Origin of the sequence: Ohtaekwangia kribbensis, from assembly GCF_042676245.1 — a bacterium.
GTDB classification, from domain to species: Bacteria; Bacteroidota; Bacteroidia; order Cytophagales; family Cyclobacteriaceae; genus Ohtaekwangia; species Ohtaekwangia kribbensis.
The window spans coordinates 516455-538473 of record NZ_JBHTKA010000003.1 but is presented as its reverse complement, the minus strand read 5'-3'; the positions used below and the strand labels follow the sequence as shown (position 1 = coordinate 538473).

General features: G+C 41.0%; 20 protein-coding genes. 15 read left to right on the top strand and 5 right to left on the bottom strand.

Annotated features, from left to right (window positions below; translation table 11 throughout):
- Positions 1–132 precede the first annotated feature (132 nt).
- From ACFQ21_RS12925 to ACFQ21_RS12915, 3 genes are all read left to right on the top strand, one after another.
- The gene (locus tag ACFQ21_RS12925) at positions 133–1845 is read left to right on the top strand and encodes an IlvD/Edd family dehydratase (protein ID WP_377579614.1); all 1713 of its coding nucleotides are present in this window, start codon (positions 133–135) and stop codon (positions 1843–1845) included.
- A gap of 12 nt (positions 1846–1857) precedes the next feature.
- Positions 1858–2613 carry an SDR family NAD(P)-dependent oxidoreductase gene (locus tag ACFQ21_RS12920; protein ID WP_377579613.1) on the top strand — a complete coding sequence of 252 codons (756 nt, stop codon included), beginning with the start codon at positions 1858–1860 and terminating at the stop codon, positions 2611–2613.
- 324 nt (positions 2614–2937) lie between these two features.
- The gene (locus tag ACFQ21_RS12915) at positions 2938–3144 is read left to right on the top strand and encodes a hypothetical protein (RefSeq protein WP_377579612.1); all 207 of its coding nucleotides are present in this window, start codon (positions 2938–2940) and stop codon (positions 3142–3144) included.
- Positions 3145–3191: 47 nt separating this feature from the next.
- On the opposite strand, the gene ACFQ21_RS12910 is transcribed toward ACFQ21_RS12915, so the two are convergent.
- Positions 3192–4643, bottom strand: coding sequence for a M48 family metalloprotease (locus ACFQ21_RS12910; protein WP_377579611.1), 1452 nt, complete (start codon positions 4641–4643; stop codon positions 3192–3194).
- 477 nt (positions 4644–5120) lie between these two features.
- Here ACFQ21_RS12910 and ACFQ21_RS12905 point away from each other — a divergent pair, with 477 nt between their 5' ends.
- The 6 genes from ACFQ21_RS12905 to ACFQ21_RS12880 all read left to right on the top strand — a co-directional run bounded on the left by ACFQ21_RS12905 (position 5121) and on the right by ACFQ21_RS12880 (position 9933).
- Positions 5121–6350 (top strand): phage integrase SAM-like domain-containing protein, encoded by a 1230-nt coding sequence (locus tag ACFQ21_RS12905; protein ID WP_377579610.1) that lies wholly within the window; start codon positions 5121–5123, stop codon positions 6348–6350.
- A gap of 6 nt (positions 6351–6356) precedes the next feature.
- Complete coding sequence (locus ACFQ21_RS12900) at positions 6357–7409, top strand: CHAT domain-containing protein (RefSeq protein ID WP_377579609.1); 1053 nt, start codon at positions 6357–6359, stop codon at positions 7407–7409.
- A gap of 401 nt (positions 7410–7810) precedes the next feature.
- The gene (locus ACFQ21_RS12895) at positions 7811–9079 is read left to right on the top strand and encodes a hypothetical protein (RefSeq protein WP_377579608.1); all 1269 of its coding nucleotides are present in this window, start codon (positions 7811–7813) and stop codon (positions 9077–9079) included.
- Entirely contained in the window at positions 9079–9381 is a 303-nt protein-coding gene (locus tag ACFQ21_RS12890) for a hypothetical protein (RefSeq protein ID WP_377579607.1), read from the top strand. The genes ACFQ21_RS12895 and ACFQ21_RS12890 overlap by 1 nt, the downstream gene beginning before the upstream one ends.
- A 13-nt stretch (positions 9382–9394) precedes the next feature.
- Positions 9395–9664: a helix-turn-helix domain-containing protein gene (locus ACFQ21_RS12885; protein ID WP_377579606.1), complete on the top strand. Its 270-nt coding sequence runs from the start codon at positions 9395–9397 to the stop codon at positions 9662–9664.
- Positions 9665–9666: 2 nt separating this feature from the next.
- Positions 9667–9933 (top strand): hypothetical protein, encoded by a 267-nt coding sequence (locus ACFQ21_RS12880; RefSeq protein WP_377579605.1) that lies wholly within the window; start codon positions 9667–9669, stop codon positions 9931–9933.
- A gap of 25 nt (positions 9934–9958) precedes the next feature.
- On the opposite strand, the gene ACFQ21_RS12875 is transcribed toward ACFQ21_RS12880, so the two are convergent.
- Positions 9959–10477, bottom strand: coding sequence for a hypothetical protein (locus tag ACFQ21_RS12875; RefSeq protein WP_377579604.1), 519 nt, complete (start codon positions 10475–10477; stop codon positions 9959–9961).
- Positions 10478–10546: 69 nt separating this feature from the next.
- Here ACFQ21_RS12875 and ACFQ21_RS12870 point away from each other — a divergent pair, with 69 nt between their 5' ends.
- From ACFQ21_RS12870 to ACFQ21_RS12845, 6 genes are all read left to right on the top strand, one after another.
- Positions 10547–11179, top strand: a complete 633-nt coding sequence (locus tag ACFQ21_RS12870) for a hypothetical protein (RefSeq protein WP_377579603.1) — start codon at positions 10547–10549, stop codon at positions 11177–11179.
- 129 nt (positions 11180–11308) lie between these two features.
- Positions 11309–12814: a type IV secretory system conjugative DNA transfer family protein gene (locus tag ACFQ21_RS12865; protein ID WP_377579602.1), complete on the top strand. Its 1506-nt coding sequence runs from the start codon at positions 11309–11311 to the stop codon at positions 12812–12814.
- An 11-nt stretch (positions 12815–12825) separates the two neighbouring features.
- The gene (locus ACFQ21_RS12860; protein WP_377579601.1) at positions 12826–14259 is read left to right on the top strand and encodes a hypothetical protein; all 1434 of its coding nucleotides are present in this window, start codon (positions 12826–12828) and stop codon (positions 14257–14259) included.
- A 119-nt stretch (positions 14260–14378) separates the two neighbouring features.
- A complete protein-coding gene (locus tag ACFQ21_RS12855) occupies positions 14379–15074 on the top strand; it encodes a hypothetical protein (RefSeq protein WP_377579600.1) in 696 nt (231 codons plus the stop codon).
- Between the two features lie 161 nt (positions 15075–15235).
- Positions 15236–17980 (top strand): MobF family relaxase, encoded by a 2745-nt coding sequence (gene mobF / locus ACFQ21_RS12850; RefSeq protein WP_377579599.1) that lies wholly within the window; start codon positions 15236–15238, stop codon positions 17978–17980.
- Positions 17964–18368, top strand: coding sequence for a hypothetical protein (locus tag ACFQ21_RS12845; protein WP_377579598.1), 405 nt, complete (start codon positions 17964–17966; stop codon positions 18366–18368). Before mobF ends, ACFQ21_RS12845 begins: the two co-directional genes overlap by 17 nt.
- 736 nt (positions 18369–19104) lie before the next feature.
- Here ACFQ21_RS12845 and ACFQ21_RS12840 read toward each other — a convergent pair.
- The 3 genes from ACFQ21_RS12840 to ACFQ21_RS12830 form a co-directional block, all read right to left on the bottom strand.
- On the bottom strand, positions 19105–19374 hold the full coding sequence (locus tag ACFQ21_RS12840; protein ID WP_377579597.1) for a hypothetical protein: 270 nt from the start codon (positions 19372–19374) through the stop codon (positions 19105–19107).
- Positions 19375–19471: 97 nt separating this feature from the next.
- Entirely contained in the window at positions 19472–20089 is a 618-nt protein-coding gene (locus ACFQ21_RS12835; RefSeq protein WP_377579596.1) for a hypothetical protein, read from the bottom strand.
- Positions 20090–20122: 33 nt separating this feature from the next.
- Positions 20123–21421: a hypothetical protein gene (locus ACFQ21_RS12830; RefSeq protein WP_377579595.1), complete on the bottom strand. Its 1299-nt coding sequence runs from the start codon at positions 21419–21421 to the stop codon at positions 20123–20125.
- Positions 21422–22019 lie beyond the last annotated feature (598 nt).

Genomic DNA, 22019 nt, shown 5'->3' with positions numbered 1-22019 from the left:
GATTATTTAAAGGCAATCTGTTTTCCTCAATTTTCTAATCTTCCAATTTTTCAATTTCATAACCTATAATAGGTATACCTTGATTTTTTCAGGTAATATTTAGTTTCATGATCTCACTTGATACTTGGATATATGAAAGAAAAACTTCGCAGTCAGGGATGGTTTGGCAAAACGGGTAAAGATGGTTTTATCTATCGTGCATGGATGAAAAATCAGGGTATTCCTGACTATGAATTGCGAGGTAAACCTGTGATCGGTATATGCAATACATGGTCGGAGCTCACACCCTGCAATGCACACTTTCGTGAACTTGCTGAATCGGTAAAGCGAGGTATATCTGAGGCCGGAGGATTTCCGGTAGAGTTTCCTGTGATGTCGCTGGGAGAAACATTGATCAAGCCTACTGCCATGCTATATCGGAACCTGGCCAGTATGGATGTTGAAGAATCTATTCGGGCCAACCCTATAGATGGCGTTGTATTACTATGCGGATGTGATAAGACAACGCCTTCGCTGGTAATGGGTGCGTGTAGTGTTAATATTCCAACACTTGTTGTATCCGGCGGGCCGATGCTTACCGGTAAATATCAGGGACGCGATATCAGCACGAGTGATGTGTGGCGTTTTAATGACGCTGTGCGTGCAGGCGATATGTCGCAGGAAGAGCTGACGGTAGCAGAAGCATGCATGTGTCGAAGCCGCGGACACTGTGCTGTAATGGGTACGGCATCTACCATGGCGTGTATGGTTGAATCGCTTGGCTTGTCGTTACCGGAAAATGCTGCTATACCGGCTGCTGATTCGCGCAGAAAAGTTGTTGCTCAATTGTCGGGTAGCCGTATCGTTGAGATGGTTCGCGAGAACCTTCGGTTGTCGGATATACTCACGCGGCAGGCATTTGAAAACGCTATCATTGTAAATGCTGCCATTGGTGGTTCAACCAATTTTATTATACACCTGTTGGCTATAGCCGGAAGAATTGGTGTAGAGCTTTCGCTGGAAGACTTTGATCGGTTATCGGCAAATGTGCCGCTGTTAGCTAACCTTCAGCCTTCGGGTAATTATTTCATGGAAGACTTTTATTACGCAGGTGGCCTGCCGGCTGTGATGCGCGAATTGGACAGTTATCTTCATCGTGATTGTATTACTGTAAATGGAAAAACACATCAGCAAAATTACCAGCGTGCTGCGTGCTTTGATCCGAAAGTAATTGGTACGGTAGCGGCACCAATCAGTCCATTATCCGGTGTTGCTATTGTAAAAGGAAATTTATGTGAACACGGTGCCGTAATAAAACCTTCTGCGGCAAGTGTAAAACTGATGAAGCATACCGGTAAAGCCGTAGTGTTTGAAGATATAGAAGATTATAAAAATCGAATTGATAATCCGGATCTGGATGTTGACGAAAATAGTATTCTGGTTTTAAAAAATGTAGGACCGATCGGCTACCCGGGCATGCCGGAGGTTGGTAATATGGCTATTCCTAAAAAACTTCTCGAACAGGGTATACATGATATGGTACGTATATCAGACGGACGCATGAGTGGTACCGGATTCGGAACCGTTGTGCTGCATGCATCTCCGGAAGCTGCGCTGGGTAGTAATTTTGCTGTGGTAAAAGACGGAGATATGATTTCGCTGGATGTTGCCAACCGCTCGCTTATACTACATGTATCTGATGAAGAACTTGCTGTGCGAAGAGCTGCCTGGAAACCACGACATAAGAAATATACCCGTGGTTATGTACAGCTATACCAGAACCATGTTGAACAGGCTCACCTGGGTGCTGATATGGATTATCTGCGGGGCGGATCGGGCAGTGAAGTAACACGCGACTCTCACTAATTATATACTTATATGTTTAACAAGCAGGTTGCTATTATAACAGGCGCAGGGCAGGGTATAGGGCTCGCCATTGGTCGTAAGCTTGCGACTGCCGGTGTACGCGTTGTTTTAAACGATAAGGAGGAAGGTCTTGCGCGCGATGCTGCCGCGCAGATTCAGAAAGAGCATGGTATATGTATACCTTTTGCCGGAGATGCTTCGGATGTTACGTTCATAGAAGCGATGGTCGATAAGGCCGTCACTCAATTTGGAAGTATAGATATAGTTATTGCCAATGCTGGCATTACGCTCTTCGGGGAATTTCTCAATTATACTCCTGATGATCTGAATGCAGTTATGAAAGTAAATCTGGCCGGGAGTTTCTTTTTGGCGCAGGCTGCAGCGCGTAAAATGAAAGCACAGCAAACCGGTGGAAGAATTTTATTTATGTCGTCTGTTACAGGACATCAGGCGCATAAAAATCTTGCAGCGTATGGCATGACAAAAGCTGCATTGGAGATGTTGGCTAAAACACTGGTAGTAGAGTTATCGGAATATAGAATTACCGTGAACGCACTGGCGCCCGGTGCTACATTGACAGAACGTACAGTTCATGATGCTACCTATGAGAGTACATGGTCGCGCATAACGCCTACCGGCAGGCCGGCCACGACTGACGATATTGCACACGCTGCTTTGTTTTTGGTGTCTCCACAAGCTGGTCATATCACCGGGCAATCGCTTATTATTGACGGAGGTTGGTCATCGGTGAGCCCTTCACCGTATTGAATGAACAGGAAGTAGATATATAGTTGTGTAAAAAAAGAGAAGACTCCCTTGCAGGAGTCTTCCGTATTCATTTTCATTTTTTCCTTCAGCTTTATCTGTTCAGGTATAAGAATATTAATTTCAGCTTTCGTTGATAATTAGTTATCCTTTGTAATGGAAATGAACTGCTCTATCATGTAAAAAGACTATGCCTGCCGGATCGATGGATTTTCCATCATTTATCCCGTGGAGTGTAGAGTATATAGGTCTGATTTGAGAAACTAATTCCTCCATAGTTTGCCGGTACTCATTTTTCTGAATAGACGTAATCAAAAATTTATAGTTATGAATACGTATTCAAAATCAACAGCAGAATTTCATGAAAATACCTTTGAAACTGTAAATAGAGATGTTAGAGAAGACAGTAACGATAAAAAATATCCTGTTGCTACATCAAAGGCGCATGTAAGAAAAGGAACGGCTGCTACCAGGTTGGCAGCAAGAAAGAAATCGGCTGCGGGAAAAATGCAGCAAAAAGGGCATGCAACGTGATAACAGTATAAAGCCATCAAAAATGATGGCTTTATTATTTGTTATAGCTATTTCTTTTTGAAGCTGAATGCGGTGATATCGCTGTTGAATTTTGAGTTATAAAGTTTAGCCACCGAATTTTTTTCATCGTATCGATAGGTCAAATCACAGAGACGCCACAACAAGTAATAATGACCGCGCTCGTTTGGGTTGAAGTGATCTTTACGCTTCATAAAATGATACGCTACTTCACCGAGTTCTTTGCGTTCAAGATTGTACAGAAAGTTATTCATCAATCGTTGCTCTTCATTATAAGTTCCCGTGTAGGGCGATACTATATTTCTGAATACGTTGTCATCTTTTGCCAGGAGTGAATTCAGCAATGCTATACCAATGCGACTGGTAACAAACGCATTGTCCGGATACTTTTTTAGCATTTGCATGGCATAGTATAGCGTGAGATCAAATTTGCCGGCACGTAAAGAGCTGTGTATAATTTGTAGTTCGGAAATGGCTATACTCACAGAAGAATTCGTTTCGGTGCGCGAAGTATAATTAGCGACTTCATAATTGGCAGCGTTCAGATAAGCTTGTCTTCGTTTTAGATCTGGATGCGTTAATAGTGAATCGTAAGAGAAAACATTTGTACTTCCTTTACGCAATACATTATATACTCCCGGTTTTTCGTTAAGCCAATAGGTTTGAAACGGATATTGCGGACTATCGAACGGAAGAAAGAAATCTATGCCTATTTCATATTTGGGTTTGTCTCCTTCTTTCAGCAACTCCAGTAATTCTAACGCCCCTGTTTTTTGATAACCAGCTTTGCTTAAATATAGCAAGCCAAGTGAGTCTGCCTGTGTTTCGGCACTTCGAGAATGACGCATCACATGGTAAGCAGTGTTTCTGTATTCTTCGAGTTCTTCAAGGTCTATATCATTGTTATAGTCGAATACTTGCTTCGTGAATTTTTTTGATTTTGCCTGAAGTTTTACATTTCTCTCCAATAATATTTTTTCGCGTATATGTCCTAATTCATCGTGTGCTATTTCATGTGCCAACACAAAGGCGAGCTGGTCTTCTTTGTTGATAGCCGCCAGCAGCCCAACGTTGACAATAAATATACCTTTGCCATGACAACTGGCAGATCGGGCTGCATTGTCGGCTATAAATGCGTAGCGCTTCGTTTGTTCACTCAGGCCATTGGCTTGTACAATTCTTTCGATTACAGCCTTTACGAATTGTTGCAGCGTATCATCCTCCAGGAAATATCCTTGTTTTACACTTTTCTTGAGCGCAATGAACCGCTCGATGTTGATAGATTGTACAATGGGGTCACGCTGATAATCTTTGAAATCGGTTTGTTTTTCTGTCTCAAACATATCCTCCAGTCGCTGAATCATTGCTACTGAGTTCGATGACGAGATCTTTCGGATTTTATAGTTGTGCTCATACTGTCCGAGACAGGTAATTGCCAGGAATGTAAACAGGATACTAAGAAAAATGTTACCGCAGTGCATAGGGGAATCAGAAACGTCATCCTAAAGATGTGACTTCCGGGAAACTTCAGCCAGTACTTGGTGATTAATGGAGATTATGTGACTTGAAACGGATGCCATCGGAGTGATGGCTTTTTCCATGTGGGAGCTGAGGGTTTCGAACCCCGACCCTCCCGACTGAGGTCGGGATGCTCTTTAGCCACGCAAGAGCCTATATTTTATTTTTTCTGTTAAAACGGAGCCATCATCTATATACTTACGAACAACTTGCATAATATATAAAACAAAAAGCCATCATTACGATGGCTTTAAGTGTGGGAGCTGAGGGGTTCGAACCCCCGACCCTCTGCTTGTAAGGCATGGAATTCCTGAATTGATATGGTCGCATTTGTTTTAAAATAGCCAAAAAACAGGTTTTATGACTCATTTTGACTATCTTTAAACACGCTTAAATCCAGTGTTTAAGTGCAAATGAAGTGCAAATAAACCCCTGCTCTTATGAATTCCAGTGTCGTTTTAAGCCTTGATACCCGCCGTGAAAAGGCGGATAAAACCTTTCCCGTCATCCTTCGCCTGAGCCATAACGGAAAAACGACCGGCATTTCGACCGGGTATTCTATCCCTGAAGCATCTTGGGATGATGAAAGCCGCCAGATCAGGAGAAGCTATAAGGGGCTTGAGAACGTCACCCGTATTAATAACCTCCTGGCTAAGGAACGCGCCAAGGCTCTGGACATTATAGCCAGATTGCATGATCGGAATGAGCTAGACTACCTCTCCATCACGGAGCTCAAAGGGCTGATTTCAACAAAGGGCAACCAAGCCACTTTTTTCGAATATGTCGAAAAGCAGATCAAGGAGCTTATTAAACTTAATAAGATTGGTAACGCCCGGAACTACAGTAATATCCTTCGGGAGGTAAAGAAGTTCCGGAATGAAGTGGACTTTCCGTTTCGTGAACTGAATTACATGTTCCTGAAAAAGTTTGAAAGCTACTATCTGGAAAAAGGCTTGGGTGAAAACGGTCTGTCCGTTTACATGCGCGGGATACGGGCCATCTTGAATAAAGCCATTGCAGAAAAGTTGGTTGAAAAAGAAGCCTATCCGTTTGAGCAATACACCATACCAAGCAAGCCCACGAAGAAACGTGCGATCAGTCTTGATGCCATTCAGAAGATCGTACAAGTTAAATTCAAGAAAGGTGAAGAGAGCCTTGGCGAAGCTCGGAACATTTTTCTGATGAGCTTTTATATGATGGGCGCACCATTCATTGACCTTGCTTTCCTGACAAAGGCAAACATCATTGACGGACGTGTTCAATATAGAAGACGCAAGACCGGAAAATTTTTTGACATCAAAATCACTGAAAATCTAAGACCCATTCTTGATCATTATCTAAAAGATAAAAAGGAAAAGGAATTCCTTTTGCCAATCATCAAAAGAGAGGCGCTGGTTGATCAATACAAGGATATTCAATGGGCACAAAAGCGCTACAACAAGCGGCTTAAAATCATCGCAGGAAAAGCTGGCATCCAAGAAAAATTAACTTCGTATGTAAGTCGTCATTCCTTTGCTTCAATTGCGAACAACATGGCAATTCCTGTTACGGCGATAAGCGAAATGCTGGGGCATCAAAGATTAACCACTACCCAAGTTTATCTCGCCGGGTTGCAAAAAGATGCTATAGATCGGTATAATGAAACAATTTTGAGTGGCAAGAGTAACTGAGATAACATGTCAACGCTGGATACATATCGGAGAAATGTCGCCCATAAGATGGACGAACTAGCAAAGTTCCAAAAGAATAAAGCAACAGAAAATAGTAAGCTGGCAAGTATATCTTCCAAAATAAATACAGCTTCACGTGCACTTCAACAAACAAGGAATGCTAGCAGTGCAGCCTCCAAGCAAAGAGAAATATCTCGTTATCAACAAGAATATTCGACGGTTGAAAAAAGAGTTGCCGATTGGGATTTAAAAATTGCCCGCAAGCAAAAAGAGTTGAGCGACGAACAGAGAAAGGTTGCCAGAGAAGAAGAAAAAGAACAAAAGAAACGTAACGACGAATTGCAAAGACAATCCAGAAGTCTTGACTATGAAATGAACCGAATAAGTAGCACGATATCTCGGCATGAAGCACTTCATCGAGATACTCAATTACGTCTTGAAAAGCTTCAACAGTTGCCTGAGAAAATTGTTGTTCTGTTCCTGGCCGCCAATCCACAAGACCAGCCCCAACTCCGGCTCGATGAGGAAGCTCGTTCAATTACTGAGATGATACAAAAAGCAAAGCATCGCGATGCGGTTAAATTTGAAACACGTTGGGCTATACGTTCCGCTGATGTTCTTCAGGCAATAAATGAGGTCAATCCCACAGTGGTCCATTTTAGCGGGCATGGCACCGATGACGATCAAATTGTATTTCAAAACCCGGATGGGTCAGCAAAGCTCGTTAGCAAGGAGGCTATTGTTCAAGCGATGAGAACGTCATCGGATAATATCCGTCTGGTGTTCTTTAATACGTGCTATTCTCGCAATCAGGCTGAAGCCGTGACAAAACATATTGAAACCGCGATTGGAATGAACACGAGTATTGGAGATGAAGCAGCCCGAGTATTTGCTTCACAATTCTATTCTTCAATAGGATTCGGGAACTCGATCCAAAAGTCATTTGATCAAGCAAAAGCTTTAGTCATGATGGAAGGAATAGAAGAAGAAAACACACCCGAGCTTTTTGTACAGGACGGTCTTGATCCTAATGATATAATAATTGTTCGGCCTGTTTAAGAGAGCTTAGGTCTAATTATCCTTGATGACGATATAGGACCATCTGTGGTTGTATAAACCAATGGTGTTCCTTGTCGATTCGTAATCTTTACCCAATTCTTAATTTGTTGGCACTGTATTGATTTCCGGATCATAAATGCCCTTTGAACATTCCACTCGGTAGGTAATCTTAAACGAACCTTGTCCAAGGATAGGTCGCACGTGCACATTGTCATGCCTCTCGCAATGTTTCAGTGATATCTAATTTGCAAGCGAGATAGCCATTAGCAATTTTCATACTCAAGGATTTTCTCCTTTCCAAAAATAAAGATATATTAGATGCGAGCCCATCATTTTGCCGACTAGGCAAGTGATGGGCTTTTATCTAAAATTGGTATAGCAAGCCTTAACCCCTCTTACCTATGCGCAGAGTCACGTCATTCTTCTGTATTGCGTTAATCGCATTGCTCCCAGGTTGCAATGCTTGCACTGATCTATCATCGGTCATTACGGTTATCGGCGGGAAAAAAATTCTGGATGATCTTATGACCGACGTAAATATAGCCATCAAAAGTGCCATAACTGGAGGAGATTATTTATTGGAAAAAAATGCGCGAACTATGGATGTCATGGTAAGGAATTATATGATTCAATTTCAAGAGGAAACTAGAACAAATAGGGATTACTTGTCCAAGGAACTGTCTGCTAATTTGACTAGGCTTCAAGAACTTGCTAACAAACTTCAAGGCGGCATTCTGGACTTAGAGGAATTTGTTGCTCTTGATGCGCAAAGCTTAATAAATGAAATTCCATTTAAGGAGGATGTTTATCCACTGCGAAGAATTATCGGGTACAGCCAATATAAATTGGCAACGGGATCGCACCGTTTCACGCTGGTTGGGGGGGCATTTGGACCGGAGTCTACGGTGAGTGTTAAGGTTGATGGTAGGCCTATTGATCCGAATAATATAAAGTCCGATCAAATTTATGTGACAAGTTTTACTTGTCCTTTTTCCTTTTTAGCCTCCAAATTCAAAATAAATGATGTCACTCGAATACCAATTGAAATATCTGTCAATAAGAATGGCAAGCAGATTTTTTCGTATTCGTGGCAAGCTCTGTTGCTACCGATTTATCCAGTTAGATATAGCCTTGTCGAACACGGACAGAAGCAAGTTGCCGATGATGTAATACTGGAAAAATCTTTTGAGTGTTCGCTTGGACCGACAGGGAAGGAAGGACGATGGGAGGCTAGAGAGTGTAAATTTACATTGCAAGATGATGAGGTCTTTATCAGCGCACGAAGTGGAGGAACAGACGGAAGTCATTCTCACGTTGAGTGGATTAAACAAGTGACCGAAAAGGAGGTATTGATGCGAGTTGCTAATCAATGTCACGATTGTTCTCGAACTGGACGTGGCTTTGTAAGTTATAAGAAACTTGTTTGGAGAACTGCCGATTTACCTGCCGTTTTCGAGGGGATGACAAATGGAAAATTAAAGTATGGAACCTACTTCGCTAAATTCTCTGATCGAATGCAATCGTTTACTTTAGAATTAATTTTTTTTAATGGAAAAAAGGAAATCTTTCATCGAGGTAGGCTGAGTTCCGAGGGAGTGAATTTGAGTATTGAAGATTTATCAAATTTCAAACGACTCGCACTTACGATTGATACACCGGCAGGAAACTAATGGAAAAGATTCAACTTAATCCCGGTGAGATCAAAACGATTTATTTCTACATAAATCTTAAGGGCAGAGTATTTGTTAAGGTGAGAAACAAATCGGGCACCAACAAAATAAATTGCTGGTGGGTAAAAGGGCCTTTCGGATCTATTGATAGCGTGGGTGACATTGAGAGCAGTGCTGCTCTTGAGATTAAAGGATTAGTTTGGGGGAAGCTAAAGGCGTCATACGCAGATTCAGAAACGATTATCTATGTAACGGATAAAGCAGACATTGCCAGCAACTTTCCTTCAATTGAATTTAGCTAAACAAAACGGCTCCATGAATGTTATCTGTCTCGAAGAACAGGCGTTCTACGCGCTTATCGAAGAAGTTGTATATCGTCTGAAGGAAAAGAATGGAACTGACCAAGATAAGTGGGTTTCTAATGAAGAAGCTATGCGTCTTCTAAATGTCAAGTCAAAGACAACAATGCAGAAGTTAAGGGACGAAGGAAAGGTGCGTTTTTCTCAACCTCAAAAGAAAATCATTCTTTATAATCGAGAGTCAATTAATATATACCTTGAGCAACACGCACGCGAAACATTTTGACTATGGAAGATGAAACAGTCACTCCCTCGCCTGATTATATCAAAGGTTTTAATGAAGGATATTTACTTACAACACATTCACGCGATCTAGCAGACAAACTTGTATCGGCCAAAGGCGATGGTGAACGTATGCAGGGTTTTCAGGATGGCTACAAACAAGTCTTGCTTGATAAAATTCGTGAGCAACGTCCTAAAAGCATGACCGATCCGGAGTTCCTTAAAACGATTCAGAATAACGATAAAGACCGTGATCTTGATAAGAGCAGATAGTTTCTTTTTTCTCACCAGCAAAAAATTATCTCTCCGGCTCGTTTATCTCTTTTGAGTTCTCTTTAAATTTATCGACTGTTTTTACCTCTTCGGTGATGGGTTCCTTCGCAGATATATATTGAGCAAGTGGTGTTGATTCCATCAGCTTATCGGTAAGTGATTTTTTTGAATCTATGCTGCTTTCCTTTTCGCTTTTATTGGCTTCTTCTCCTTTTGATAAACGACTCAATTCGTATAGCATGAGTGAGTCGATAGATTGTTTTGTATGCGGATCAACTCTCTCTGTAATCTTGCCGATACCCTCTAACAGAAATTCCTGTTTCTCATGAATCATCCTTTCATAGATGATTCTGTTTTCGGCTTGTCTCCACTGTGTATTTATAGGTATATCACCCGGCCCTTTGGGTTGCGGCTCAGGGCCTTTATCCTTTGGTAGAGATTTTAATACCTCGTTGAGGGCACGAATTTCGGATACTGTTTTTTCTACAAGTTCGGTAACCTCAGGGTATTTCTTTTTGATTTCATCAAAACGTTCTTCCTTCATAACAGTTGACATTTGAACCTGTTATGCTAATATACATATTCAGATTATTTGATATTTATAGGGTGTTTTGTGGTTGACCGATTTGTTGATCCGATAAAGGCAAAATCGATACGGGAATATCTGGGACTGGATACGAATATCACAGATATAGACCTGTATAATGCATCTAGAAGTTATCTGCCGGAATACGAGCTTGCCGCTATCAGCATGATAAAACAGCGGTTGGGCTATATCCCGGCCACTAAAAAATACAAATGGCACGAATTATATATCCGCCAGTTGCTTCATATTTATTTCAATAGAGGATTCCAGTCGAACGATGAACTTCACAATGCAGTGGATATTCATATCAAGCATATCCGCAATGCCGATCTTCATGAGGTTGTAAATCCTCCTGTCTATTCTCAAGACGATATGAAGGAATACGACAGCTTTATGCTTGAATATAAAGAACTCTCGCAGCAAAAGATCGCTTCCCTGTTGGGTTATATCCCAGACCCCCGCTATTCGCTGCAAGTAGAACTATTACACCGTGAGTTCCTTTCCACGCTAAAGCCCAGTGAACGCGATAAAATAACACAAGCCGAATACCGCATTATCGGTGCAATAAAGTATCGTGAATACTTTCTAAATCTAGGCCTTGAAGCCGCACAAACCTCTCCGTTAATGGGGCATGCTTGGGATAATCCAATCTTTCATTGAATAGATCTCGTGCTTAGTACATTTATACTATAGATATAGTACAAAACTACCATTTCCCCACACGTCAAAAAGAACGCACAAGTGATTATCTTTAGATATAGGCTGCCTTATATCTAAACCTGCTGCTGTGTGATAACCTTTGATCCCGAAACGCCTCTGCTCACGTTAGGCAATAACCTAAATAATGATATTTGGACAATCCGTCATGCTTTTGAGGGTGTGCAAATTTTCGGAGGTATAGGCTCCGGTAAAACCTCTGGCTCCGGCCGCACGATAGCTTTAAAATTTCTGAAAGCAAAATTCGGCGGCCTTGTCCTTACGGCTAAAGCGGATGAGAAGAAAGACTGGATTGAGTATTGCCGCCTTACAGGCAGGCTAAATGATCTTGTCATCATCGAACCAGGTGGGAAAGAATTTTTCAATTTCCTCGAATATGAATCGGCTCCTCGTGGTGGCGAAACCTCCATTACCGGAAATATAGTCCATGTTCTCAAAACCGTATTAAAGGCCAGTGAAGAAAAGGACAAAGGAAAGTCAGACGATGCCTTTTGGGAGAATGCGGTTGATCTGCTTATCTATAACATTGTTGATCTATGTAGTCTTGCTTATGGTTTTTCGACTATTCAGCATATATATGAGATTGCCCAATCCGTTCCCCGCAGCTTGGATGAACTTAAAAACCCTGATAGTGCCGATAAAGCATTTGTAAAAGCCCTTGTTCTAGCAGACAAGAAAGTAAAAGAGAAACTACGAGAGTGGGAGCGTGGCCTCACCCCTGAACAACTAAGCGAGATGGAACGAAACGGAACGTCCAGCGAAAGGGCGGCCATAGAAGTTCCTGCCTTTCGGTTGATTAGCAATGTCGAAGAATTTTTCAAAGCGAACTATATATCCCTCAATGAAAAGACACGATCTATCATTGAGTTTTCTCTTGTCGGATTTCTGTTTCGCTTTATGCGTGATCCTGTCTTTACTCTGTTCTGTGATAGGACATCAACGATCAAACCGGACGATTGCCTGAACGGAAAAATCATTCTCATAAATCTTCCCGTCAAGTTGTATGACAAGGTTGGCCGTGATGCACAAATCATGTTTAAGTATATCTGGCAACGTGCAATGGAGCGTAGAGATATAAAGGTAAATGACCGCCCTATATTTCTTTTCGCAGATGAAGCCCATATATTCCTACATGAGTATGATGCCGATTATCAGGCAACGGCCAGAAGCAGCCGGATATGTACGGTCTATATCTCTCAAAATCTTCCCAACTATTACGCGAACATGGGAGGTGGAAAAGCCGAATACCGTGTGAAGAGTTTTCTCGGAACACTTAACACGAAGATCTTTCATGCCAATGCCGACATAGAAACCAATAACTATTCATCCTCTTTGATGGGTGATGCGGAATATATACGCACGTCTGTCGCTGATACCGGGCCGAGCTTGTCACGCACGAAAACAATATCGACCAAATCAGAAAGAATTATAAGGTCAGAAGAGTTTGTCAAATTAAAAACGGGTGGCCCTCGGAATGCTTTTGTCGTGGAGTGCTATATCCATAGACAAGGCGATTCATTTTCGAATGAAGAAAATTATATCAAGGCAAAATTCAATCAAAACTTTATACCTACCTAAACTGTATCATCATGAAAAAGAATCTTCTCCTGATTTTATTATTGTTTTGTTCTCTTTCTATCACAAAATCACAAAATTTTACTAAAGCGCGTGACTCCATAGCCGCGGAGTCTGCGCGAACAAATTATTTTGAAGATAGGAATCTAACAACCAGAGGTCTTAATCTTTTCCTTGCAAAAAAATCAATTCGCTATTTAACTGAAGATGGCGATGTCTCTTTATACAAAAGCTTCTTTATAGCCGACATTAGCGATGGCGAATTGACTCTGGGAAGGAACATCGCTTTCAAAAGAACTAAAGACTTCAAGAGCGATGACGGAACTGTGGATCACAATACTGGAAAAGTATGGGGTCTATTGACTCCTTCATTTAAAGCAAAGGCAGAGGATAATTTTTCGGATATTTTTTCAAAAGGAGAGTTTAATGAAGAACTCTCTGTAGGAGTAAAATTCACATGGTTCATAGGCGGGAGTGTTTTTTTTGATCCGCCTTTGGAAGATGAGATGCAACAAGACAAAAGGAAACGTTGGCTGTGTCCACCTGCACAACAGAAATACATGGCTCTCCAAAGAGCAAATAATCTTAAAAAGCTGGAGGCCGATTTCAAAGAAAAGAAATCGGTTTTTGAGGAATCACTTGGGCTCTATAAAGATTCCCTTCAAAACCTGAGCCCCAATGAGAATATAAGTGGAAATGCTGAAATAGATTCACTGATTAAAGAGTTTGAGGACAAGGAAAACGATCAAGCTATCGAAGCTTGGTATGAAGCTGAAGTGGAGTCGTTCGACTCAAAGAAGGCTCACAATGCGGTGTCATCATATTGGATCAGCATTTGGGGAAATTATACATTGGTCGGATCGAGCTTGAATATTAGACCCGCAATATTCGGTGAGAATGAAGAAGTAAATTTCAAAGGTTATGATGCGAATATTCAATACACCTATATGCTTGATGGCCGGAGAGGACTCTTTTACTTGTCTGGTGGTGCCGGACTTCTCTTCCAAAATAGCATTAAGACCAAGCAAGGCATAAAGAAATATGATCTTAATGATTACGTACAAAACCAAAAGCCGGATACGGTGCAACTTGTTTCCGTTGATGACAACGAAATCTATGTTGGCGACTATAAGGAGTTCACATCAACGAAAGTTATGGGACAATTCGTCTGGCTCTTTCCTGAAACTAAAATCTTTAAGAAAACAATTTGGGATAAGAATTTCGGAATAAGTATAAAAGTGGAACAGTGGTTTGGGAATTATGATCCTTTCGATCTGACAGCAGGCTTACCGCTTATGCTTTCAGGAAAAGAGGATGATAAAAAAATCAACTTGGAAATTCAATTTAAATGGACCGACCTCTTCGAGACCATTGAAAGCCTATCAAGTGATGACAGATTCTCAGCAGGTGTAAACCTTGCAATACCTTTCAGTAGTTTGATTTACTAGCATAGTTCTTTTAAATAAAACCCTAAACTCTATCCGTTATGAAAAAAAATCTCTATTACCGTCAAGTTTACAAAAGGACAAACGCCATCTCGGAGTTCGCTGTCCGTGTCTTTCTCACTATGTCTTCGTATCCTCGGCTTTTGCTTGAAGTCTTTATCCGAAAGAACTTTGGTGAACGTTATTTTTCTTTTTCAAAAGCAATTCTGTTGTCCATTATTCTGGTAATTGTGCCGCTTCTGCTTTCAGGCGGCCTTTTCTTTTTCAGTAGGAATAGTCATCTGGTGACAGGAACATTCCTCATGTTTTATGTTACATGGTATATATTTGTGGCTGCGTTTCTATATTTCAGTATCATACGGTGGAAAGAAGTAAAACGAAATCCTTCCGTTTTCGACTTTGAAAAATTCAGTCTTTATACAGGCGACATTGATCCTCGCTTTTATAATTTCAAAATTAAAGGTGTTACGCCAACTCCGCGAACTGTTGAAACGATTTATGAGCCTGCCATCTTTCTAATAGCTGGCATCGTCTGTTTTCTTTTTGCCCAGCCTATAGGACTGCTTCTTATCTCGTGCAGCATCCTTTATCACTTTAGCTATAAAGGCGCTTACCGCCTCGGTGATGAATTCGTAATGGACAAGATGGATGAAATGATATTGAACGAAGAGATGTTTGATTCATTTGTTGAAGGTAAAGATTCAAGTGAAACCCGTGGCGTTCGTTTTTATGGACGTAGGCCAGCCGATGAAAATGTACGAACCAAGATTGTGTCTTCCTTTACCGAAGAGCAAATCGAAGCCGTAGAGGTACATTGACATCCCCTATGCACTGCATAGGGAAGATGTCTGATGCAATTTGTTTTAATATAGGGCTGTGTATAGGTCACACGTTGGGCAATGCAAAGGGCAGAACTTTTTGTTTAGCGTAACGATTTTCATACGACCGTTTTTGAGATGTTGAAGTATAACTTCTCTCTATGATCCGAATGATTCAAAGTAGCTCGGCTGGCCATGCCAAAGCTTACTTTAACGATGCACTTCTTAAATCCGATTATTACCTGGACGATCAGGAACTCGCTGGTCGTTTTCTGGGGCGTCTTGCTACGCGTATAGGAATCGAAGGGACAGTCGATAAGGAAACGTTTTATTCCCTCTGTGATAATATCAATCCCAAGACCAATGAACATTTAACACCACGCACGATCAGTCAGCGAACGGTGGGTTACGATATAAATTTTCATTGTCCTAAATCCGTGTCGATTATTCACGTCTTGTCCAAAGACAATCATATACTCGAAGCGTTCAAGGCATGTGTTCATGATACAATGCTTGATATTGAAGCTGACAGTAAGACACGCATCCGCAAGGCTGGTCAGTATAATGATCGTGAAACGGGAGAATTGGCTTGGGCGGAATTTATTCATCAGACGGCACGGCCTGTTGATGACTCAATGCCAGACATGCACCTTCATGCCCATGCGTATGTTTTCAATGCGACATGGGATGAAAAAGAGAAGCAGATAAAGGCTGGACAGTTCCGCGACATCAAACGCGATATGCCGTATTACCAAGAACGCTTTCATAAGAGGCTTGCGGATCATCTGGTGAAGCTCGGCTATCAAATCAAGCGAACGGATAAAGCATTTGAGATTGAAGGTGTGCCTCAAAAAGTAATTGACCTCTTCTCCAAACGCACCGATGAAATCGGACGGGTGGCAAAAGAGAAAGGGATTACCGATGCAAAAGAGCTTGACGGGCTTGGCGCACGTACGCGCTCGAAAAAACAGAAAGGCCATACGATGACCGAACTTAAAGAGGCTTGGCGAAAGCAGATACGCGAAGCGGGCGGCATGGGTAAAGAAGATGGCGGCAAGGCTATACGTTATGCAAAAGAAAGGCAGCTTGACTATATAGCCCCAGAGCATTGTGTCGATCATGCTTTGAGCTACTGCTTTGAGCGGGCTTCTGTGGCCTCAGGAAGACGCATTCTGGCTGCGGCCTATCGACACGCCATGGGCCGAGAAGTCTCGCTGGCAGGCATTACAGAAGCTTTTGAGAAGGATGCCCGCATCTTTCAGGTGAAAGAGGCTAATAATCGTTTTGTCTGCACAACCAAAGAGGTGCTGGCCGAAGAGAAACGTATGATCGCCCTCGCTAACGCGGGCAAGGGTAAATTGAAACCACTCTATCTTGAAGTTCCCTTTATCGACCTTAAGGGCGAACAGCACGAGGCCGCGCGGCACGTGCTGACGACCCCGGATCGGGTGTCGATTATTAGTGGTCGCGCCGGTGCTGGCAAGACCACGATGATGAAGGAGTTAAACTTCCTGATTTCACAAACACACAAGGAAGCTCTCTATGTTGCCCCGACTTCGGAGGCTTCTCGCGGTGTTCTGAGATATGAAGGCTTTAAGGAAGCCGAGACAGTCGCCAAACTTCTCCTGGACAAAAAGCTTCAGGAAAAATTGCGTAACAATGTCTTGATTGTGGATGAAGCCGGATTGCTCGGTACAAAAGATACAACCTCCCTGCTCGATCTCGTCACAAAGAGAAATGCCCGAATTGTTTTTGTCGGAGATACACGTCAACATACCAGCGTTGTGCGTGGGGATGCGTTACGCATTCTGAATACCGTTGGCGGGATACGCACGGCTGAAGTAAGCCGTATCTTCCGTCAAAAAAATAAAGACTACCGAGAGGCTGTGCAAGACCTTTCCGAAGGCAAAATCAAGGATGCCTTTGAGAAACTGGACAAGCTGCAAGCGATCAAAACGATTGACAAGGAAAAGCCGAATGAGACACTTGTCAATGATTATCTGGCAACTATACAGCAAGGTAAATCCGCTCTCATCATCTCGCCTACACACAAGCAAGGCGATGTTGTTACGCAAGCTATTCGTGAGAAATTGCGCGAAGCAAAATTGATAGGCAAGCGTGAAATCAACGTCACGCGCTTTGTCAATCTTAATCTGACAGAAGCAGAGAAAAATGATAGCCGCAATTACAATGAAGGTCATGTTCTCTGGTTTAATCAGAACGCAAAAGGTGTCAAGCGTGGTACGGCTTGGGCTGTCAATAAAGTCCATGGTGACTTATTAGAAATCAAGAATGACGAAGGTAAAACCACAAACCTTCCGATAGAATACAACAAGAAATTTGAAGTCTATCGAAAAACAGAAATCAGTCTTTCAAAGGGTGACAAGATTCGCATCACGCGCGAAGGGTTTGATGTAAAGAACAGACGCCTGATAAATGGGCAGACACTTGAAGTTCTTTCCGTCTCGAAAAAAGGAAATATCAAGGTGCGCAATAGCGTGAGTAAAAATACCTATACGCTTTCGAAAGATCACGGTCATTTGGCGCATGCGCATTCCATTACCTCGCATGCTTCCCAGGGAAAAACTGTCGATGAAGTTTTTATCTCACAACCTGCGGCCACCTTCCCGGCAACGGATATGAAACAATTCTATGTGTCCGTTTCTCGCGGTAAAGACCGCGTGCATTTATATACCGATAGTAAAGATGAATTGATGGAACATGCTTCTGAAATGGGAGAGAGGAAGTCTGCGATCGAATTGCTCAACACGAGGAAGACAAAGGCCGATGATGTTGACCGCTATATACGGGCCGATTTGCAACGCCAGCCCTCGCCTTCAGACAAAATCAAGACAATAGAGGAATCAGAACCTTCACGAGCGCATTATCATGAACCCGAAATTTAAACAAAAATATGACGAGCTACGCGAAGGTAATCCGTCCAGTAGTTCAGAAGAGAATGCTGCTATAAAATCGGAAACCGACAATCAGTTCTACCAACATCCTGGAAGTATGCGGAGTGTTTGTTTCGCATGGCCGAATGGGAACAAGCATTCATTTAGCTATATTGATCTTGTCTCTAAAAAGCTCGACGTTACTGGAGAGATTAATAGTCTGACGCTATACTTTCGATCTGATACAGTTGTATTGAAAGGATATAATCTAGGTATACTCTTGACACATTTCGACAATCAAACTGCTTATCTGATTAGCCAGCTTGATCCGCGTTACGTGGAAATGCAGGAAGAAAATCAAACAACTGTAATAGATATCACAGTGAATACGGCACCATGATTTTATCACTGTGAAGACTCAAAAGTTAGTCCAACGTTTTTCTTTAGAATATCCTTTTACTTAAATGCACCATTGTGAATATTTCATCAAAGTACGGGATAGAAGGATAATCTGAAATGATAGAGCATGCCTCTATCTCATGGCACTTAGTTGAAATCGCATCAAGGGTTTTTACTATGGGTTTTATAATGTTCATTATATGCCAACATGCAAAATGATTTGCTTTATTAGTAAGGTGCAATTTATAGAAGCGGCTTACGTAGCCGGTATTAAAAGCAATATCGTCAATTTGCAATGCAGGTACTAAGCTTTGCATTGTGATTAATTCTATTTTGTTGCGTAGGGTCTCTGAAAAATCCTTCCTTGCTATTTCGTCAATAATACTTTGCCATTGAATTAGCGGGTCGATACAAGTGGCTGCTGAAATGTTGGAGATGTTATAATATCGACCTGTCGATGCCGCAAAATTGTTCAGAAAAGTTAGGATGCTGTAATCCAGACTACTCTTTGCAATAAAAGGAGTATTTGACCTGAATAATCAAGAGAAATTTGTTCAGATTGTTCATATAGCTTAATAAGATCATGCCCCGTTTTTCTCAATGTGTATCGAAGGCTATATGTAGGCAATCATCAGCCTATGATTATACAATTTTTGATTAGCACTATATAGAGAAGTAGTAAGATCATCAAAGTGATTGAAGTGTAATTGTAGCTAACGCAAACAAAGGTTCTAACTCTACATTTTAAAAATTTCAAGCTGTAGTCGCTTGAGTTCCTTGGGCTTGTTATCTTCGTTTATTTGGTTCAATTCTTTAACAATTTCTTTTTCACGCGTTGTTAAATCCGACTCATCCAAATTGTTGGCAATCATTTTCATCAAGAGACTAGCCTTAGTAGCTAAGACCCACATTTTATCATTGGCTTGTTCTGTCAAGTCCGCTCTCCTCTTTAACCATTTGCCTCCTCGTCTTTTCTTTCGAAGAGGGGCGTATCCAGCAGTTTCCATACTTGTACGTTATAAGCAAATATTTATCAAGAAATATAATAAACCTTTGTAGTCACAGCAAAAAATATTGCGCCAAACAGCCAAAAAACTAGATTTTTCATACGTTTTTGTCTTTTTTCAAGGAGTTTAGCTTTTCCTCTAAAACCCTCATTGATACCGAGTTGGGAGCAATAGTAAACGTTCCTTGCCAACTGAATCCATTCAATTCCCAGATTTCTCTTCCCCTTTTAGATTTTAATAGATCGTGTAGATAAGCCTCTTCACGTCCCAATTGATGCATTCTATCAACGAAAAATGTTTGGTAGGGTTCGTCCATAAGAAAACCATAGCCACCCCAAGTTATATATCCATTTATCTCATGTCTGATTTCAGGTTCGCCAAATGCAAATATTTTTATATGAGTAATTCCAAATCTTTGTGATGCCTTGATTTGTCCCATTAGTAATCGCATACCGATTCTCTTGCTTTTTTTATGGACGTTCAGCACTCGACCTTCAATGATTTTCTGTTCAAAATTTATACGCAGGGAAAGCTGCCTAATGTCTTTCGTGAATTGTACACTAATAAATACAATTCCATCCTCCCAAGTGACTTTAGTAAAATGGTTAATCTCGTATAAGCTAATGGCTTCATAAATTCCTGAAACCTCAATAACTGCGTTATAAGATAAACCTATATATTCCTCACAATTGGAAGGATCAATCTTAATTTCCATGAAGAGAAATTGGCAAGTGTTAAATCTAATTGATTAAATAGCTTTAATCATAGATTCCACTTTGTCGTAGATGTCTGTTGATGCTTTAATTAGTGGAACAAGACTAACTATATTGCTCCATATCATTTGCAACATAGACTTCTTTGGTTTCTCTTTTTCTAATTGCTCTTTGAATTCCTGAAACAACTCTTTTGCTTCATCATTCTTCTCTTGATTGATAATCTCAATTACTTTTTTTAAAACATCTGATGATCCTTCTCCATATCGTTCATTGAACGAATTTGAAATAGAGATGTCTCCCGCTCCGGTTGAAATAATTGTTTTTTCATTCCCGACTGCTACGGGTCCTGAATTGCCAGAAATATTATTTTCCATGAGAGTAATATTTAATGTTTCACAAAGTTTATACAAATAAGCTTGGTTGATTTTGCTGTTCATTACGCTATGCAAAGCAATGTCAACAGGAAATGAGAAGTGCTGCATATGTTCGTCAAAATCAGAAAGAAAATGGATAGCTCCAGTTTTCATTGAATACCTGTAAGCGTAATCTTCGATCCACTCGACTGCAGACTTAAGATTGTTCCCCGCATTATCTGGAGAAAATGATGCATACGTGTAATATTTACTATTTGTTTGCGTATGCTCAGAAAAAAGAGTTGCTATAGAAACGCTAATATTTATAGGTTCCAGTTTTTTTAATTTAATACTATCTACCGATATTATATATCTTGGAATTTTATTTTTGTATTCAATTAATGACCTCGCCTTTGATAAGAACTCAATTGTGCCAACTATATCTGCAATGATATATCCTTCTTCCTTTATGATATCGATATATGCACTATATAAATCTCTGGATAGCATTAATGGAATACCTTGATGACTTATTCCAGTAGAGGAGGCTCCGAGGTAATAATTATTATTACTGTCTGGCGAAAGTCTGACTGAGCCTATTCCACCTTCTATCATCCGTAGTTTACCCGTTGGCACATACTCCCCTAAAAACCAATCCATCATTTGTTCAGCTTCTGTCCTTGATTGACTAGCCTTATGAGTAAAGTACAAGCCAGGAGAAACGGGCAGCCATTCCATTATACAAAAGTTAGTAAGCTTCACAGTTTTTGTTAGGCTAAGCTTATAGTTAAGTATATCATGCCATAGGTCACAATTCTCATTATACAGTTTAAAGTTTTTTATCGGGGCATTTTCTGACACTATATTGTTATATCGCTCCGCATCAAGAAAGTCAGCCAGAAACTTGATGACGCTTTCATTGCTCACACTTGAAGGACCTCCAGGTTTAATAGATTTAATGATTTCCTCGAACGTCACTTGCGATTTACTTAAAGTTAGAAGCTGATGAATTACTATTTACTCGGCTGGCAATAGGTTGCGATGCCAGCAAAGCCTTATTAAAATTAACCATGTAGGAATCCAAGTGGGCTACGATCGGATAGGATCAGGTGAGTCGAGGAAATCCTTCCTTGAATTAAAGTAATTCCTATCAACTTTCCAAGTATACTTAATTTATACTAGGTATACTTTACATTCATAGTACACTTTTTCGGCCACTCGTATCACGATTCGAGGGAAGCTCAAATCCTCAATAGATCGAAAATGGGAGGCTATGCAAAGAAGCACGCCAGGCCTTGACAGGGATAGAAGTGGAAAGCCCACAGTGAGGCACGAGCGAGGACTTGCAGAGTATAGCCCGGCTGTCACCAACACTATTACATTTAGTCTTCTGTACCGCCATGCGTTCGAACTATTATCGTTAAAAATAATATCTTATATGTATACATCGTACAAGGATATTATTTTTTAATGTTGTAACTGTAATTTGTCTTCAAAAAGTACATCATCACGTTTAGTACTTTTTTACTATATCCAATAGTAAAAAAGTACTAGGCAATGCCTTTCGGCAACGTTC